The organism is Arthrobacter sp. KNU40 (assembly GCF_051515115.1).
Taxonomy (GTDB): Bacteria; Actinomycetota; Actinomycetes; order Actinomycetales; family Micrococcaceae; genus Arthrobacter.
Map to the genome: position 1 here is coordinate 1698851 of NZ_CP195850.1, position 15612 is coordinate 1714462.

The window sequence follows — 15612 nt, forward strand, 5'->3', positions numbered from 1 at the left end:
TCAGCCGCCTAGCCGTCCACGTCGTGAAGGTGATGGACGACGTCGTGCAGGAAGTACTGGGCAAACGTCAGCACGGTGAACGTGGAGCCGTTGCTGCGCACCCCTGTGCGGGGCCACTCATCTTCGTGGACAGCGGCGAAGGAGTTGGCAATCTGGGTGCCCTCGGCGGCCAGCTGCGCAGCCACTTCCGCGGGGTCGGCATTGGCGTAGTCGCCGTCGATCGCGGCCTTGTCCTGGTCCCAATTGGCGAAGTGGGCATCGTCCTCCCGCAGCATCAGGTTCAGGCGCTGGTCGAAGAGGCTGAAGACATCCCGCACGTGGCAGGCATACTCCAGGGGCGACCATGTGTGTTCATCCGGGCGCGCGGAGGCGTCTTCCCGGCGCAGAACGGACCGCCAACGCGGCAGCATGCTCAGGACTGTCCCCGGGACGGTGGACGGGGTCACAGTGGCGGCGTCGAAGCCGCATTCGGGACAGGGCGTGGACAGGACCCAGGTCCAGTCCTTGTCATCGGGAATGATCGGCATGGCAGTAGTCTAGGGCCCGGATTCCTGATCCGGTCACACCGCCCGGGGAGAGGCCTGTCCCAGCACTGATCAGCCCGATCAGGAGTAAAGTTAGGTGCTGTGGGGAAGCCTGGAAAGTGAAATTGCCATGCTAAAGGATCTAAACGTCGCCGGCGTGCTCCCTGCCAGCGATATCGCCCGCGCCCGCGACTTCTACCGCGACAAGCTAGGCCTCGAACCGGATAACCCGGAGGCCACAGACAACCTGATGTACAAGTGCGCCAACGGCACCGCTTTCCTGCTCTACGAGACGCCCAATGCCGGGACCGCCAAGAACACCCAGTTGGGATTCCAGAGCACGGACCTGGACCAGGACATGGCCGATCTCAGGGCACGCGGAGTCGTTTTCGAGGACTATGACTTCCCGGGCCTGAAGACCGAAAACGGCGTAGCCACCTTGCCGGACGGCGAAAGGGGAGCCTGGTTCCTCGACTCGGAAGGAAACATCCTCAGTATCGCCACGATGTAGCCGAGCGCATTCGGGTTTTAGCTTCCGGTCAATTTTCCTCGGCGCTTCCTTCTTCCCACGCCATGCTCGCACCAATGGCATCCACGGGCTGGGAGAGGGGAACGCCGGAGCCGTCACGGCGGCCGTGCTCTTGTGGCAGTGCGCGGGCAACGCCGGCGCTGGATGATGCCTTCGCCGGACCGTGACCTGCCCACCCGAGCAGCAGCGTGTCTTCACCCTTGAGGAAACGGTGGGCCCGGACACCTCCCGTCGCCCGGCCCTTGGCCGGGTACTCCTCGAACGGGGTGATCTTCGCAGTGCCCGGAGCAGTTCCCGGCAGCGCGCCGTTGCTGCCCGCGATCGTCACGACGACGGCGGCAGGGTCGTTGGTGAGCACCGTGCCGAAGTGGATGACTTCGTCTCCGTCGCCAAGCTTGATGCCCGCCATGCCGCCCGCGGTACGGCCCTGCGGCCGAACGGCAGAGGCGCTGAACCGCAGGAGCTGCGCAAGCCGGGTCACGAAGACGAGGTCGACGTCGTCGTCAGGGGCGGGCTCCACGCCCACCACGGTGTCCTTGTCCTTGAGGGCAATGATTTCCCAGTCCTCGCGGTTCAACGGGTAGTCAGGCTGGACGCGCTTGACCACGCCCTGGACCGTTCCGATGGCCAACACGGCATCCAGCGGGACGAACGCCACGAGCGTTTCGCCCTTCAGCAGGGTGATGAAGTCCTTTGCCGCGACGCCCCCGGCAAGATTGGGCAGGCCGGACATGGGCGGCAGCGCCGGCATGTCCATGACCTGTACCCGGAGCATGCGGCCCTGTGAGGTGACCGCGCCGATTTCGCCGCGTGCGGTCGTCTTGACCACGGAGCGGTAGACATCATGCTTGCTCCGCGGGCCTGCTTCGGCCAGCGGCTCCTGGTTGGAGGTCCGTGCGATCTGGCCCGAGGCGCTGAGGAGTGCCCAGCAAGGGTCATCGGGGATCTCAAGCGGTAGAGCTGCGGCCTTGCCCTTGCCCGCCGGGACAGCTGCTGCGAGCGCCGCGGCGACGGTGGGGGATACTGCCTCGGACTCGAGGAGAACGGTGCGTCGCGGGGTGCCGTACTTCTCGGCCACTTCGGCCAATTCCCCGGACACCAGCCCGCGCAGGAGCAGGTCGGACGCCAGGATCGCTTCGAGTTCGGCGATCTCCCGGCGCAGTTCTTCCTGCTCTTTTTCGAGTTCGATGCGCGAATACTTCGTCAGTTGGCGCAGGCGGAGTTCCAGGATGTAGTTGGCCTGGATCTCGGACAGGTCGTAGATGGACATCAGCCGTTCGCGCGCCGCCGATGCCTCGTCCGAGGAGCGGATGATCTGGATGACCTCGTCGATATCGACGATCGCGATCAAGAGGCCCTCCACCAAGTGGAGGCGGTCCTTCTTCTTTCCCAGGCGGAAGGCAGTGCGGCGGCGTACGACCGATATGCGGTGGCCGACGTAGACCTGCAGGAGCTGGAGCAAGCCCAATGTCTGGGGCTGCCCATCCACCAAAGTCACGTTGTTGATGCCGAAGGAGTCTTCCATCGGGGTGAAGCGGTAGAGCTGCTGCAGCACGGCGTTGGGGTTGAAGCCGTTCTTGATCTCGATCACGAGCCGTAGTCCGTGCTTGCGGTCAGTAAGGTCCATGACATCGCTGATGCCTGTCAGCTTTTTGGCGTTGACGGCATCCTTGATCTTCTCGATGACCTTCTCCGGACCCACCATGTAGGGGAGTTCGGTCACCACCAGGCCGGTGCGGCGCGCGGTCAGCTGCTCGATCTCCACCTTGGCGCGGGTCTTGAACGAACCGCGGCCCGTGGCATAGGCATCACGGATGCCGTCCAGGCCAACGATCCGGCCTCCTGTGGGCAAGTCAGGGCCCGGCACGAAGCGCATGACGTCTTCCAGCGTCGCGTCCGGATTGGCGATGAGGTGCCGGGCGGCCGCGATGACTTCCACGAGGTTGTGGGGAGCCATGTTGGTGGCCATGCCGACTGCAATGCCCGTGGTGCCGTTGACGAGCAAATTAGGGAAGGCCGAGGGCAGGACGTCCGGCTGGGTCAGCTGGTTGTCGTAGTTGGGGACGAAGTCCACCACGTCTTCGTCGAGGTTCTCGGTCATCGTCATCGCAGCCGCGGCGAGCCGGGCTTCCGTGTAACGCGGTGCTGCCGGGCCGTCGTCAAGCGAACCGAAGTTGCCGTGCCCGTCAATCAGGGGCAAGCGCAGCGAGAAGTCCTGTGCCATGCGCACCATGGCGTCATAGATGGCGGTATCACCGTGGGGGTGCAGCTTTCCCATGACTTCGCCCACCACGCGGGCGCTCTTCACATGCCCGCGGTCCGGGCGCAGGCCCATGTCGCTCATCATGTACAGGATGCGTCGCTGGACGGGTTTGAGGCCGTCGCGCGCATCGGGGAGAGCGCGGGAATAGATCACCGAATACGCGTACTCCAGGAAGGAGCCTTCCATCTCGGAAGTGACGTCGATATCGATGATGTTCTCGGTGAAGTCCCCGTCGACGGCGGCCGAGGCCGCGTTTGCGCGGGAGGGACTTTGGCTGCGTGCCATGGAGTCGGTGGATCCTTAAACGTGTACTGCGGAAGACTTAGCTAGGCTAAGCCTATGGTGGATCAGCCCGGCGCCGGCGTATATCCGGAATATTGGGAGGCCGATGTCGTGCTTCGCGACGGCGGAACAGCCCACTTGAGACCTATTTCACCCGGGGATGCGGACGCCCTCCAGGCTTTCCACGCCGCGCAGTCCGAGACTTCCATTTACATGCGGTTCTTCTCGTTCAAACCGAGACTCTCCAGCAAGGAACTGCACCGCTTCACCGAAGTGGACCACAAGGACCGGGTGGCGTTCGTCATCACGATCGGCGGAGAGATCGTGGGCGTCGGCCGCTACGACCGGCTCGAGGACCCCACGGAGGCCGAAGTAGCCTTCAACATTTCCGATGCCCAGCAGGGCCGGGGGATCGGTTCCATCCTGCTCGAACACTTGGCCGCGGCTGCCCGGGAGAACGGCATCCGCCGCTTCACGGCCGAGGTCCTGCCGGAGAACCGCAAAATGCTCCGGGTCTTCGCAGATGCCGGCTACGAGCTCGCGCGCAAATTCGACGACGGCGTCGTCAGCGTTGAATTCAACATCGACCCCACCGAAAAGTCCCTGGCCGTCATGGAATCGCGGGAGCACCGCGCGGAGGCCCGCAGCGTACGGGACTTGCTGGCGCCGTCGTCGATCGCCGTGGTGGGCGCCAGCCGCCGATGGGGGACCGTAGGGCACCAGTTTCTTGAGCACATCCTGGACGGTGGCTTCACCGGCGCGGTCTATGCGGTCAACCCCGAGGCCTTCGAGGTGGCCGGCATGAAGTCCTTCGCCCGGATCGCCGACGTCCCCGGGCCGGTGCAGCTCGCCATCATTGCGGTTCCCTACGAGGAAGTGCCGAAAGTCGTGGATGAGTGCGGGGCGGCCGGTGTCAAAGGCCTGGTGGTCGCCACAGCCGGCTACGCGGACGACGGCGAGCGGGGGCTGCGGAGGCAGCGCGGGCTGGTGCGCCAAGCCAGGTCCTATGGGATGCGCGTGATAGGCCCCGAGTCGTTGGGGATCGTGAACACGAACCCGGAGGTTTCGCTCAACGCGTCGATGGCCCCGAGCCTTCCGCGACGCGGGGGATTGGGGCTGTTTTCGCAGTCCGCGGCCATCGGGGTGTCCGTCTACGCTGCGGCGAGCCGCAGGGGCCTGGGCCTTTCCTCGTTCCTGTCCGCCGGCAACCGCGCCGATATCTCCGGAAACGACGTCATGCAGTTCTGGGAAGACGATCCCAATACCGTCGCCGTCGGGCTCTACCTGGAGTCGATCGGCAATCCCCGCAAGTTCTCCCGGCTCGCCCGCCGCTTGTCGCGCAGCAAACCTGTCATCGTTGCCAAATCGGATGTCACCGGGCTGCGCCTTCCGCCGGGGCATGTCGTCAGGACCACGCTGGCCCCTGTGGCGGCCCTGGACGCGATGATGCGCCAGGCCGGCGTCATTGCGGTCGAAACCATCGAACAACTCATGGACGTGGCGCAAATCGTTTCCAGCCAGCCCTTGCCCAAGGGCCCGGCGCTCGCCGTCTACAGCAATTCCGCGGCCTTCGGGAAGGTCGTGGCGGACAACGCGGCGCCCCAGGGACTCGTCGTCGACAGGATCGTCACCGACGTGGACCTGGACGCGGGGATGTCCGCATCGCGGGAAGGGCTGCGGCGCAGCCTCCGGAAGAACCTCGCCGACGATTCCGTGCATGCGGTGGTGGCGGCCATGGTGCCGTCCCGCAGCCTCACGATGGAAGCGATCGCAGGAGTGCTCGCCGAATGCGCGGCAGAGGCCGGCAAGCCCGTCGTGGCTGCTTTCACCGGGATCCTCGACACTTCCGTGCAGCTGGATGGATTGCTCGCCCCAAACGGGGAGTCCGGACCCTCCCTTCCTTGCTACTCCAGCGCGGGCAGCGCGGTGACGGCCTTGGCGGCAGTGGTCCGTTACGCGAAGTGGCTGGACCGGGACCAAGGCATGTTCACCGAGCCTCCTGGTTGCGACCGCGAGGGCACCCGCGAACACATCGAGCGGCTCCTGTCTTCCGTCCCGGGGGAGCAATTGGTACGGCTCGACGACGGCGAAGCGGCCGCGCTGCTGTCCCGTTACGGCATCCCGGTCGTGCCCTCAGCTGTGTTCGAGAGCGACGACGAAGCGGTAGCCGCTGCCGAAAGGCTCGGCTGGCCGGTGGTGCTCAAGACCACGGATCCCGCCCTCCGGCACCGCCTGGACCTGGGCGGCGTGCGGCTGGACATCGAGGATCCGGACTCGCTACGGCGCAACATCGCGCAGATGCGTCGTGCCCTCGAACCCTACGGTTCAGCTGCGATAGAGGTGCAGGCCATGGTTTCCGTGGGGCAGGCCTGCACGTTCCGGGCCATCGAGGATCCGCTCCTGGGGCCCGTGGTCTCTTTCGGTTTGGCGGGAGACGCCGTGAACCTCCTGGACGATTGGGCGCACCGCGTGCCTCCCTTGTCCTCCACCGATCTCCACGACTTCATCAGGGCGCCCCGGGCTTCCCTGAAACTGTTTGGCTACCAAGGGCTGCCTGCGGTGGACGTGGCGGCCCTCGAAGACATGGGAGCACGGCTGGTCCGACTCAAGGACGAACACCCAGGAATTGCCCTTGTGGAGTTCAATCCCGTCCTGGCGGGGACCCGGGGCGTCAAAATCCTTGCCGCCGAGGTCTGGATTGGCAATGCCGCACAGCGTACGGACAGTGCCCGCCGTGCGATGCTCGGCTGAGCTGGCAGTTGACCGTCGGAGGGCCGGACGGTTATGAAGTCCCCAGCCGATCTGTGAAAATGGGGGAATGAGCTCGAAGTCCCCGACGCCTCCGTCCGGTCCGGCTACCACCGGGCACCATGCAGCACACAACCACAGCTCGCAGGGGCAGAGCCTGGACCAGGCACTTCAACGCGCAGGTTTCTATCCTGTCCTTGTTGCCGATGTTGTGGCCGACGCCTTGGACGGGCGCGACTGCCTTGCGCACCTGGTGCATTTGGAAACGCATTTCGACCGTGCCGAGGTCCGGCGGCACATCACGGTCCTGGTCCTCACCGAGGACATGCTGGTGATCACCCACGTCGACGACCAGCAGCTTGACGAAGCCGGCGAGCAGATCGTCGCCCAGATTTCCACCGAGTCCGTGCCTGTGGCACAAATCCGCTCGGTGGTCCTGAGCTACATGTATGCGCAGCCGCAGAACTACACTCCAAGCGACCCCGTCAGGGAGCTGACCCTGTCCATTGCCTGGTCAGGAGGCCAGCGCCTGGATGTGGGACCCGCCAGCTGCGGCGATCCCCAGTGCGAAGCCGACCATGGTTATACGGGCACCATCTCGCAGGAGGACATCGTGCTGCGGATCAGTTCCGAGGCCGACGGACCCAGGGCTGTCCAGGACGCGAAGGTCTTCGCCCGCGCGTTGCGGGCTGTGAACACAGGCGCTCCCGGGCCCTCGGTCCACCCCGGTACCATCTCCGCTCCGCGACTGCGCTCGGGCGTCTTCGGCAACAGGCTGAGCCGCGGGCACCAGCGCTGATGGCGACGTCGGAACCCGTCGCCCAGGAAACCGTCCGCGTTTCCAGCGCCGTCCCTGAGCTTCCCGGCGCGCCGCTGTATGGCAGCAAGTCGATCGCCGAGGTCTTCACCAGTGCCGCGGCGAGCATGGGCCTGCCCGGCTTCGAAAACAAACTGCACCTGCCGTCAACGCAACGTGTGTGCGTTGTCCTCGCTGATGGCCTGGGGCGCAATCTCCTGAAGCAGAAGGCCGCCCACACTCCGTTTCTGAGGTCAATTGCGAACTCGGGACAAGGGGCCGTCCCGGTGTGGCTTGATTCGGCTTTTCCTTCCACCACGGCATCGTCCTTGGCCAGCCTTGGAACCGGCCGCACGCCCGGTGAACACGGCATGGTGGGTTATGACGTCCTGGATCCTGACCAGGACAAGGTAGTCAACCTGCTCGGCAATTGGGACGCTGGAGTCGACCCCCTGCACTGGCAGCCGTTCCCGACAATTTTCGAACGCGTTGCTGCTGACGCCGACGTCGTCACAGTGAGCCTGCCCCAGTTCGGTGCGTCGCCGATGACCCGTGCGGCGCTCCGGGGAAGCCGGTTCGTGGGCGGCACCTCGCTCCACGCCCGGACAGCAGCGGCGGGGGAGGAAATGGCAGCTGGAACCGCCTCCCTCATGTACTTCTACGTCAACGAGCTGGACAAAGCCGGGCACCGCTACGGCTGCGAGTCCGATCGCTGGGAGCACCAGCTCGAAGAAATCGATTCAACGGTCAAAAGGCTCTCCGCCTCACTGCCCGCGGGGACAACCATCCTGCTCACCGGCGACCATGGAATGCTCGACGTTCCCGAGTCGCAGCGCATCGACTACTCCGCCGATCCTGCCCTTATCGCCGGGGTCCGGCACACGGCAGGGGAGCCGCGCATGGTCCACCTGTACCTCGAGCCCGACGCCGGAGAGCGTCACCGGAAAGCCCTGTTGGATGCCTGGCGCGCCCGCTTCGGGGAGCGGATCTGGGCCTTCACCCGCGAGCAGGCTCTTGACGCCGGACTCTTCGGTGTTTTCCGACCGGAGGTTTCCCCCCGGATCGGGGACGTCATGATCGCCGCCCGGGACACTTTGGCGCTCTATGACGTCCGCCGCGTCCGTCCGACTGCCTTGGAGGTAGTGGGGCAGCATGGTTCCCTGACCAGGGCCGAGCGCGAAGTTCCGCTGCTTTGTTTCCAAGCCGGAGGTCCCAAGGGCCGCCGTGGCTGAGCTGATCTTCTTCTCCGGAACCATGGACTGCGGCAAGTCCACCCTTGCTTTGCAGATGGACTATAACCACCGTGCGCGCGGCCGGGGCGGGGTCCGCTTCAGTTGCAACGACCGCGCCGGCGGTTCCGTCATCTCCAGCCGGCTCGGTCTCCAGACGGCCGCCGTCGAAGTCGTTGACACCACCGATTTCTGGGACGAAGTTGTCCGGCGCCGGACCACGGGCCTCAAAGTGGACTACCTGATCTGTGACGAAGCCCAGTTCTACTCACCAGAGCAAGTGGAACAGCTGGCGCGCGTGGTTGATGAGATGGGCGTTGACGTGTTCGCCTTCGGAATCACATCAGACTTCCGCACCCGGCTGTTCCCCGGATCCCAGCGTTTCGTAGAGCTCGCGGACAGGGTCCAGGTCCTTCAGGTCGAAGCGCTCTGTTGGTGCGGACGCCGGGCAACACATAATGCGCGGACCGTGGGCGGCATCATGGTGGTCGAAGGCGAGCAGGTCGTAGTGGGAGACGTTGCCAGGGAGGCCGGCCAGGCGGAGGCTATCCCGGAGCAAGTCGACGTGTCGCACCCGGTCGTCGGATACGAGACCCTATGCCGCAGGCACTACATGCGCAGGGTCACGGCCCACGGAGCCAACCTGATGGCGAGCCGGGACCAGTTGCTGCCGTTCGACGTCGACGCTTGCCTTTGGCACGGCGTCAGCTGAAGCCGCAACGAACTGAAAGCCGCCTAGTCTCCGCGCGTCCCGAAGACGATTTCATCCCAGCTGGGAATACTGGAGCGCTTGGGCCGTGACGGCTGGCGTTCGGCCGCCCCCGCGTCGGAAGCTTCCTCATCTTTGTGCCCGTCACGGCTGGCCCTCGGCTCTTCGCGTTCCCTCCGGGGAGCCCCGCCGAGCAGTTCGTCCAAGCCCGCCCGCGGTGACGCTGCTCCAGGGGTTCGCCCCTCGTCCTGCCCGGTCTGCCCGTCGTTGTCGTTCCTGCCGCGCAACATGGTCACGGGGCGCAGGGCTCCGGGGATCACCGTGATTTCACGGGTATCCGTGCTGACACCGTCATGAAGATGGAGGGAGTCGTCTTCCTTGTCCTCATGCTTCGGGGCGAGGCTCAGCCGCGACAGCATGGATGCACGCGCGTCACGGCGGCTGGGGGCGGGTTCGGCTTCAAGCTGCTCGTCCGTGACTGGGTCGCCCGGCTCGTTGTCAGCTGTTTCGCTGTCCGCAAGTCCGTCTTCGACATCGCCCGGCCGCGGATGCGCAGCCGGGACGCCGCTGCTTAGAAGCAGCGCCAAAGCGTCGTCGCTGTCTTCGTCAAGTCCCAGCCTCTGTCCGCGACGTGAGCGCAGCATGTCTAGGAGCCCATCGGCTTCCTTGGTTGCGGCGGCTGCGGCCGCACGGGCGGCGGTCCCGGCGTCGGCCTCAAAGTCAAAGGGCCGGTCGGAGACGGCCGAGAGTCGCCGGGCCGGTACAGGTCCATCGAGGGGTTCCAGTTCGCTGAGCTGCTGGGCCCAGCGGTTGGCATTCTGGATGGATTTGCGGGCGGGATGGAAGGTCCACATGGCCGGTGGCTCTTCGCCGATGCTCTCCAGGCTGGCTGGCTTGGTTTCGAAGCGCGCGACGACGGTCCACGTGCCATCGATCCGGCGCCAGGAATCCCATTCCACCGTAGAGGAATCGATCCCATGGGCCCTGAGCCGGTGTGCAACCATTTCGCCCAGGCTTGCGGGTTCGTCGCCGAACGCCGCGCGGTAGGTGTCCTGGCCGGGGGCCGGGGCAGCGACTTCGACTTTGCGGGCTTGCTGGGCGATGTACTCGCGCTCGGCAAGTACCGGACCCTCATAACGTTGCACGTTGGCAAGCGGCAGCCCTGACAGCTCCGCCACCTCAGCGGCCGTAGCGCCGCTGCGGATGCGCGACTGAATGTCACGCGGGGACATGGCGACGGGCGTGATGGAAGCACGTGCGGCCACCTGGGCAGGTGTCCGGCTCGCTGCAACCCGCAACGCCTCATCAATCGGAAGCTGGAACATCTCGCCGCCGGTACCGCTCAACAGGAGATGTCCGCCGTCGTCGTGGACGCCAACCAGCCGTAGATCCCGCATAAAATCCTCCACCATGGCCTATCTGACATTCGAAACTCTGCCACCCGCTACGGCCTTTTCCTACTAGGACAAAGGGCGCGCCGCGATATTCCGCGATTTCCGGCATTCCCTGCGACGGCGATCGGGACCGGGGTATGGACATTCGAATCTTCCGGGAGGACAATCTGCCCGGTATCGGGCACAAAAATGTGGCCCGCTGCGTTACATCCTTAGACCGGAGCAGGTTCCGGTCGACCGGACCGCAAGCCCTGCGTGACGTACAAGGGAGACGAAGAAGGGACCATGGCAACGGACTACGATGCCCCTCGGAAGACCGAAGAAGACACCGAGGACTCGATCGAGGAACTCAAGTCGCATCGCACCGAGAAACAGTCGTCATCGGCTGTTGATATTGATGAGACTGACCTCGCGGACGCCTACGAGCTCCCCGGGGCGGACTTGTCTGGCGAAGAGCTGCTGGTCCGCGTCCTGCCTCCGCAGCCGGACGAATTTACTTGCTTCAATTGCTTCCTCGTCAAACACCGGTCCCAAATTGCGCGGGAGAAGGACGGGCACCTTTACTGCAAGGAATGCGAAAGCTAGCCTCGGGAGGCCTGCTTGGACAGCGCTGCCAGAAGTTCTTCGGGACGGCGCGTGGACGTGAGCCAGTACGGGGTGCGGTCCGCCGGGTCGGTGATTTCAATGCGCACCACGGGATCTATCCAGCCGCGGAGGCAAAGGAACGCGAGTCCGTGGAGGCGGGTTCCGCGCTCCGCGGTGGCTTCGTCCTTGCGGTAAGCGGTGACGGCGCCGACAAACTCGCGCTGGATGGTGGCGCGTCCCACTTGGACGGTGTCCCGGTCCACCACGATCGCAGGAGTGGACAACACCAGCATGGTGGTCATTATCGCGAAGAGGACCAGCGCGGCGATAATCCCTGCGGTGATGCTGATCGGGGCGAACATCAGGATCCCCGCGGCGGACAAGCCGACCACCACAATCCAGATCCAGGGGGAAGGCCAGAGCTTTTCCGTAAACAGGACGCCCGTTCCACTCGAGGAATGGTGCGGCACGGGTACGGAAGCAGTCGATTCAGGCATGCCACCAGCTTATCGGGACTGTGACCCCGGGAATTAACGCTCCCTGGCCCTGTGACTGCCCTGCGACCGACGTGCCACAGCAACCGGGGGAGCACTCCGTGGGCGATAGAATATGTGACTGTGAGCCACGAGACAGCAGTAGCCAATCCAGCAGACACCTCCGCCGAATACGGTGCGCCGACCCTTCAGGTCCAACTGAAAATGCTCGACGCCGGTTTGGAAGCACCGTCATACGCCCACCCCGGTGACGCCGGCGCTGACTTGCGGGCCCGCGCGGACGTATCGCTCGCTCCGGGAGAGCGGAAGCTTGTTCCCACGGGCGTCTCGATCGCGCTGCCGAACGGCTTTGTGGCACTGATCCACCCCCGATCAGGGCTGGCAACCAAGCATGGACTCACTGTGGTCAACGCTCCCGGGACGGTTGATGCCGGCTACCGAGGTGAAATTTCCGTGACGCTTTTGAATACTGACCAAAACCACGCAATCGAACTCAAGCGCGGCGATAGAATTGCTCAAATGGTGATCCAGCGCGTCGAGTATGCGCAGTTCGTTTCCGTGGAGGAGTTGTCCGACACCTCGCGCGGCGCCGACGGCTTTGGATCTACCGGAGGCTTCGCGCCGGCCGTGAGCTAGCAACAACCCTCGACAATCGGCACTGCATGGAGCTGATTGCCATGCTGCCCGCGAGTTGACGGGCAGTCTGCGGTTTACTGGGGGATAGACCACTACTAAGGAGACAACCCGATGCTTTTTGGGCGCGGAAAGAAGTCCAAGGCTGAGCAGCCGAAAGACAACGGTACTGAGCAGGCCAATGCCGCGACGACGCGGCAGGACTCCGGCCCGGTAGACGGTGGAACCGCCAAGGGCGACTTCCGTTTGTCCAAGGGGCCATTGGATGCCAGCGAAATTGATAGCCAGGACGGCTACGTGGATCTTGGCGCCTTGCTGATCGAGCCTTCCGAAGGCCTTCAATTGCGCCTTGAAGTAGAAGAGGCAACCCAGCGGGTAGTTGCGGTCACCATGGACCTCGACGGCTCTAGCCTCCAGCTCCAGGCGTTTGCCGCTCCACGTTCCGAAGGGCTCTGGGACGAGATCCGCGAGCAAATCGGCCAGTCCGTGTCCAGCCAAGGAGGCGAAGTCGAGGAGATCGTCGGTACCTTCGGCACCGAACTCGTCGCCAAGCTTCCTACCGAATCCGCCGACGGCGGACGTGGCTTCCGGGCTGCCCGGTTCATGGGAGTCGATGGGCCCCGCTGGTTCCTTCGTGGCGTCATCGGGGGAAACGCCGCATTGGATAGGAAGGCGGCCGAAGGACTTGAGAACCTCTTCCGCAAGGTTGTGGTCATCCGCGGAGACAACCCCATGCCGCCCCGTGAGTTGCTTCAGCTGAAGCTGCCCAAGGACGCTGTAGCCTCCGGGCAGCACGAGGCTCCCCACGAAGCGCCCGAGCTTCAGCAACCCGAGCGCGGCCCGGAGATCACCCAGATTGGCTGACAAAGCTGCGCGTCCCGCTGCCGCCCATGGCGGTCCGGCGTCCCTGCCCCTCACTGAACTCCCCGTCCGGGGACGGGTCGACTGCACGGGATTCATTGAGTCGGTGACCTACCAGCCTGCCAACGAACAAGCACACTTCTCGGCGATCGTCGTCGACCGGATTGCGCACAGGGGTGACACGGGTCCGTTGACCCGACTCCGCGTCATCTGGCTCGGGCGCCGCAAAGTGCCCGGTATCGACCCTGGGACTGTCCTGCGGCTCGAAGGCATGGTCACGCCGCGGGACGGGATGCCCACCATGTTCAATCCGCGCTATGAAATCCTCTCCCGGCAGGAGCACCAATGACCGTCGCCAACGGATCCGGCCCCCACGAAAAACCAGCGCCGGAAAACCCCGCCTCGGAGGAGCCCCGCCAGGGCACGCAGGGGCCGAGCATTGCGGACATTGCCGCCGGGTACGCCGAAAAGGCCGGACTCCAACGCAACAGCCACGGGCACGTGGACATCCTCAAATCCGCCGGGGGTGTTCAGGGGATAGCCGAGAGCACCGTGCCCGGCCTCGTCTTCCTGATCGCTTTCATGGTTACCCGCGACCTTCCGGCGTCCCTGATTGCCTCCCTCGCGGCCGCAGCCGTCTTCACCGTGGTCCGGCTGGTCCAACGGCGCCCGCTGACCCAGGCGCTTGCCGGGATCGCCGGCGTCGCCATCTCCGCTTGGCTCGCGAACACCACCGGCAAGGCCGAGGATTTCTACGTTCTGGGTTTCTACACGAATATCGCCTACATCGTGGGAATGGTGCTGTCGATCCTGCTCAAGTGGCCGATCGCCGGCCTCCTGTTCGGATTCGTCCGCAACGAGGGCTTCGAATGGCGGAAGAACCCGGAGCGCCTGCGGGCCTACGCCATCGGCACGTGGGTGGTCATTGCCGTGCTGGCGCTTCGTCTTGTAGTCCAGGTTCCGCTGTATTTCATGGGCGAACCGGGTCTGGCCGCACTCGCTACCATGAGGCTCATTATGGGGGCTCCGCTATACATCCTGGGTCTCTGGATTGCCTGGCTTCTGACCCGGCCGGTGCCGGGCCAGAAGCCGGACCGCGATCATCAGCCGTCGAAACCGTCGTCGTCGGACTGATCCGAAAACTCTTCTTCGACGTCAGCTGAACCGTGGTCCGCGGCGGTGGGGGACAGCAAGGCCCTGAGGCCGTCTTCGGCCACAATGGTCGTGACGAAGAACAGTTCGTCGCCGCCGTCGATCACGTCGTCGCGGCTCGGTGTGATGGGAGCATGGTCCCGGAGGATCGCCACCAGGGTGGCGTCGTCGGGCCATTCGATCCCGCCCACGGTGCTGCCGATGATGTGCGAGTCGTGGGGAACCGTGAATTCGACCAACGAGGACACACCCGTCTGCAAGGTCAGCAAGCGGACGAGGTCACCGATTTCCACGGCCTCCTCGACGAGCGCCGTCATGAGCTGCGGGGTATTGACTGCGACGTCGACGCCCCAGGAATCATTGAACATCCAGTCGTTCTTGGGATTGTTGACCCGTCCCACCGTGCGGCCCACACCGAATTCGGTCTTGGCCAACAAGGACACCACAAGGTTGACTTTGTCGTCGCCGGTCGCGGAGACGACGACGTCGGCCCCTTCCAGTTTCGCTTCCTGCAGCGTGCTCAATTCGCACGCATCGCCTACCAGCCAGCGCGCGCCCCGGAGGCCGCTGCGCCCGATGACCTCGGGCTTGAGGTCGATCAGCATGATCTCGTGTTTGTGGGCAAGCAATTCACGCGCGATGGATGAACCGACGCTGCCTGCGCCGACAATAACGACTTTCACTCAGACTCCTTGGCGGGTGCGCTGGAAAGGATGCGCGCCACCTCGGCGCTGCGGTCCAGGTTCAACATGGCGTGCACGGTGTCGCCCTCCTGGTACGCCGTTCCGGCCTGGGGCAGGACGCCTTCGCCAAAACGGGTAAGGAATGCGACACGGATTCCGGATGCTGCTTCGATGGCGGTCAACGGGTGCCCGATCCAGCCTTGGTCAAGGTCCACTTCGGACAAGACCAGCCGGCCGGAGGGTTCACGGTAATCGCCTGCCAGGTGCTGCTCGGGCAGGATCCGGCGCAGGACCTGGTCCGCGCTCCAACGCACGGCGGCCACCGTGGGGATGCCCAGGCGCTGGTAGATTTCGGCGCGGCCGGGATCGTAGATGCGGGCAACAACATGCGAAACATGGAAAGTCTCACGGGCTACCCGGGTGGCGAGGATATTCGAATTGTCACCGCTGGAGACGGCGGCGAAGGCGTACGCCTCCTCGCAACCTGCCTGCTTGAGGGTGTCCCGGTCGAAGCCGACGCCCGTGACTTTCCTGCCGGTGAATCCGCTGCGCAAGCGGCGGAAGGCACGGTCGTCCTGGTCGATGATTGCCACCGAATGGCCGGCGTCTTCCAAAGTGTGCGCCAAAGTTGCGCCAACTCGTCCGCAACCCATGATCACAAAGTGAGCCACGGTTTCTCCTTCACTCTTATGCTTGCCGCTCGGTAAGACTCTACCGGGGCAAGTCGCCG

Annotated in this window: 16 protein-coding genes; 10 read left to right on the forward strand and 6 right to left on the reverse strand. The window is 64.6% G+C overall.

The window, feature by feature from the left end; genetic code table 11:
- Positions 1 to 8 precede the first annotated feature (8 nt).
- Positions 9 to 527, reverse strand: a complete 519-nt coding sequence (locus tag ACSKT0_RS07950) for a DinB family protein (RefSeq protein ID WP_437773243.1) — start codon at positions 525 to 527, stop codon at positions 9 to 11.
- Positions 528 to 654: 127 nt separating this feature from the next.
- On the opposite strand from ACSKT0_RS07950, the gene ACSKT0_RS07955 reads away from it, so the two are divergent.
- Positions 655 to 1035 (forward strand): VOC family protein, encoded by a 381-nt coding sequence (locus ACSKT0_RS07955; RefSeq protein WP_437773244.1) that lies wholly within the window; start codon positions 655 to 657, stop codon positions 1033 to 1035.
- A 28-nt stretch (positions 1036 to 1063) separates the two neighbouring features.
- Here ACSKT0_RS07955 and ACSKT0_RS07960 read toward each other — a convergent pair whose 3' ends face one another.
- The gene (locus ACSKT0_RS07960) at positions 1064 to 3601 is read right to left on the reverse strand and encodes a DNA gyrase/topoisomerase IV subunit A (protein WP_437773245.1); all 2538 of its coding nucleotides are present in this window, start codon (positions 3599 to 3601) and stop codon (positions 1064 to 1066) included.
- A 54-nt stretch (positions 3602 to 3655) separates the two neighbouring features.
- Between ACSKT0_RS07960 and ACSKT0_RS07965 the strand changes: the two genes are divergently transcribed.
- The 4 genes from ACSKT0_RS07965 to ACSKT0_RS07980 all read left to right on the forward strand — a co-directional run bounded on the left by ACSKT0_RS07965 (position 3656) and on the right by ACSKT0_RS07980 (position 9083).
- Positions 3656 to 6349, forward strand: coding sequence for a bifunctional acetate--CoA ligase family protein/GNAT family N-acetyltransferase (locus tag ACSKT0_RS07965; RefSeq protein WP_437773246.1), 2694 nt, complete (start codon positions 3656 to 3658; stop codon positions 6347 to 6349).
- 67 nt (positions 6350 to 6416) lie between these two features.
- Positions 6417 to 7145, forward strand: coding sequence for a DUF5998 family protein (locus ACSKT0_RS07970; RefSeq protein WP_236817024.1), 729 nt, complete (start codon positions 6417 to 6419; stop codon positions 7143 to 7145).
- Positions 7145 to 8374: an alkaline phosphatase family protein gene (locus tag ACSKT0_RS07975; RefSeq protein WP_437773247.1), complete on the forward strand. Its 1230-nt coding sequence runs from the start codon at positions 7145 to 7147 to the stop codon at positions 8372 to 8374. Before ACSKT0_RS07970 ends, ACSKT0_RS07975 begins: the two co-directional genes overlap by 1 nt.
- The gene (locus tag ACSKT0_RS07980) at positions 8367 to 9083 is read left to right on the forward strand and encodes a thymidine kinase (protein WP_437773248.1); all 717 of its coding nucleotides are present in this window, start codon (positions 8367 to 8369) and stop codon (positions 9081 to 9083) included. Before ACSKT0_RS07975 ends, ACSKT0_RS07980 begins: the two co-directional genes overlap by 8 nt.
- A gap of 23 nt (positions 9084 to 9106) precedes the next feature.
- Here the strand turns inward: ACSKT0_RS07980 and sepH are convergent, their stop codons facing one another.
- On the reverse strand, positions 9107 to 10477 hold the full coding sequence (gene sepH / locus ACSKT0_RS07985) for a septation protein SepH (protein ID WP_437773249.1): 1371 nt from the start codon (positions 10475 to 10477) through the stop codon (positions 9107 to 9109).
- Positions 10478 to 10759: 282 nt separating this feature from the next.
- Between sepH and ACSKT0_RS07990 the strand changes: the two genes are divergently transcribed.
- On the forward strand, positions 10760 to 11059 hold the full coding sequence (locus ACSKT0_RS07990; protein ID WP_059389107.1) for a DUF4193 domain-containing protein: 300 nt from the start codon (positions 10760 to 10762) through the stop codon (positions 11057 to 11059).
- Here the strand turns inward: ACSKT0_RS07990 and ACSKT0_RS07995 are convergent.
- On the reverse strand, positions 11056 to 11556 hold the full coding sequence (locus ACSKT0_RS07995) for a DUF3093 domain-containing protein (RefSeq protein WP_345446725.1): 501 nt from the start codon (positions 11554 to 11556) through the stop codon (positions 11056 to 11058). The two genes, ACSKT0_RS07990 and ACSKT0_RS07995, sit on opposite strands and share 4 nt — an antisense overlap.
- A 120-nt stretch (positions 11557 to 11676) precedes the next feature.
- Here ACSKT0_RS07995 and dut point away from each other — a divergent pair, with 120 nt between their 5' ends.
- The 4 genes from dut to ACSKT0_RS08015 all read left to right on the forward strand — a co-directional run bounded on the left by dut (position 11677) and on the right by ACSKT0_RS08015 (position 14181).
- Positions 11677 to 12189, forward strand: coding sequence for a dUTP diphosphatase (gene dut / locus ACSKT0_RS08000; RefSeq protein ID WP_437773250.1), 513 nt, complete (start codon positions 11677 to 11679; stop codon positions 12187 to 12189).
- Between the two features lie 111 nt (positions 12190 to 12300).
- Positions 12301 to 13050, forward strand: a complete 750-nt coding sequence (locus ACSKT0_RS08005) for a DUF3710 domain-containing protein (protein WP_437773251.1) — start codon at positions 12301 to 12303, stop codon at positions 13048 to 13050.
- Positions 13043 to 13396 carry a hypothetical protein gene (locus tag ACSKT0_RS08010; protein ID WP_437773252.1) on the forward strand — a complete coding sequence of 118 codons (354 nt, stop codon included), beginning with the start codon at positions 13043 to 13045 and terminating at the stop codon, positions 13394 to 13396. The genes ACSKT0_RS08005 and ACSKT0_RS08010 overlap by 8 nt, the downstream gene beginning before the upstream one ends.
- Positions 13393 to 14181: a DUF3159 domain-containing protein gene (locus ACSKT0_RS08015; protein ID WP_437773253.1), complete on the forward strand. Its 789-nt coding sequence runs from the start codon at positions 13393 to 13395 to the stop codon at positions 14179 to 14181. Before ACSKT0_RS08010 ends, ACSKT0_RS08015 begins: the two co-directional genes overlap by 4 nt.
- Here ACSKT0_RS08015 and ACSKT0_RS08020 read toward each other — a convergent pair.
- Positions 14151 to 14882 (reverse strand): potassium channel family protein, encoded by a 732-nt coding sequence (locus ACSKT0_RS08020; protein WP_437773254.1) that lies wholly within the window; start codon positions 14880 to 14882, stop codon positions 14151 to 14153. The genes ACSKT0_RS08015 and ACSKT0_RS08020 overlap by 31 nt on opposite strands.
- Positions 14879 to 15553 carry a potassium channel family protein gene (locus tag ACSKT0_RS08025; RefSeq protein WP_059389103.1) on the reverse strand — a complete coding sequence of 225 codons (675 nt, stop codon included), beginning with the start codon at positions 15551 to 15553 and terminating at the stop codon, positions 14879 to 14881. The genes ACSKT0_RS08020 and ACSKT0_RS08025 overlap by 4 nt, the downstream gene beginning before the upstream one ends.
- Positions 15554 to 15612 lie beyond the last annotated feature (59 nt).

Coding starts and splice junctions, on each gene's coding strand:
- ACSKT0_RS07950 (WP_437773243.1), bottom strand. CDS start 527: ATGCCGATCATTCCCGATGACAAGGACTGGACCTGGGTCCTGTCCACG.
- ACSKT0_RS07955 (WP_437773244.1), top strand. CDS start 655: ATGCTAAAGGATCTAAACGTCGCCGGCGTGCTCCCTGCCAGCGATATC.
- ACSKT0_RS07960 (WP_437773245.1), bottom strand. CDS start 3,601: ATGGCACGCAGCCAAAGTCCCTCCCGCGCAAACGCGGCCTCGGCCGCC.
- ACSKT0_RS07965 (WP_437773246.1), top strand. CDS start 3,656: ATGGTGGATCAGCCCGGCGCCGGCGTATATCCGGAATATTGGGAGGCC.
- ACSKT0_RS07970 (WP_236817024.1), top strand. CDS start 6,417: ATGAGCTCGAAGTCCCCGACGCCTCCGTCCGGTCCGGCTACCACCGGG.
- ACSKT0_RS07975 (WP_437773247.1), top strand. CDS start 7,145: ATGGCGACGTCGGAACCCGTCGCCCAGGAAACCGTCCGCGTTTCCAGC.
- sepH (WP_437773249.1), bottom strand. CDS start 10,477: ATGCGGGATCTACGGCTGGTTGGCGTCCACGACGACGGCGGACATCTC.
- ACSKT0_RS07990 (WP_059389107.1), top strand. CDS start 10,760: ATGGCAACGGACTACGATGCCCCTCGGAAGACCGAAGAAGACACCGAG.
- ACSKT0_RS07995 (WP_345446725.1), bottom strand. CDS start 11,556: ATGCCTGAATCGACTGCTTCCGTACCCGTGCCGCACCATTCCTCGAGT.
- ACSKT0_RS08005 (WP_437773251.1), top strand. CDS start 12,301: ATGCTTTTTGGGCGCGGAAAGAAGTCCAAGGCTGAGCAGCCGAAAGAC.
- ACSKT0_RS08015 (WP_437773253.1), top strand. CDS start 13,393: ATGACCGTCGCCAACGGATCCGGCCCCCACGAAAAACCAGCGCCGGAA.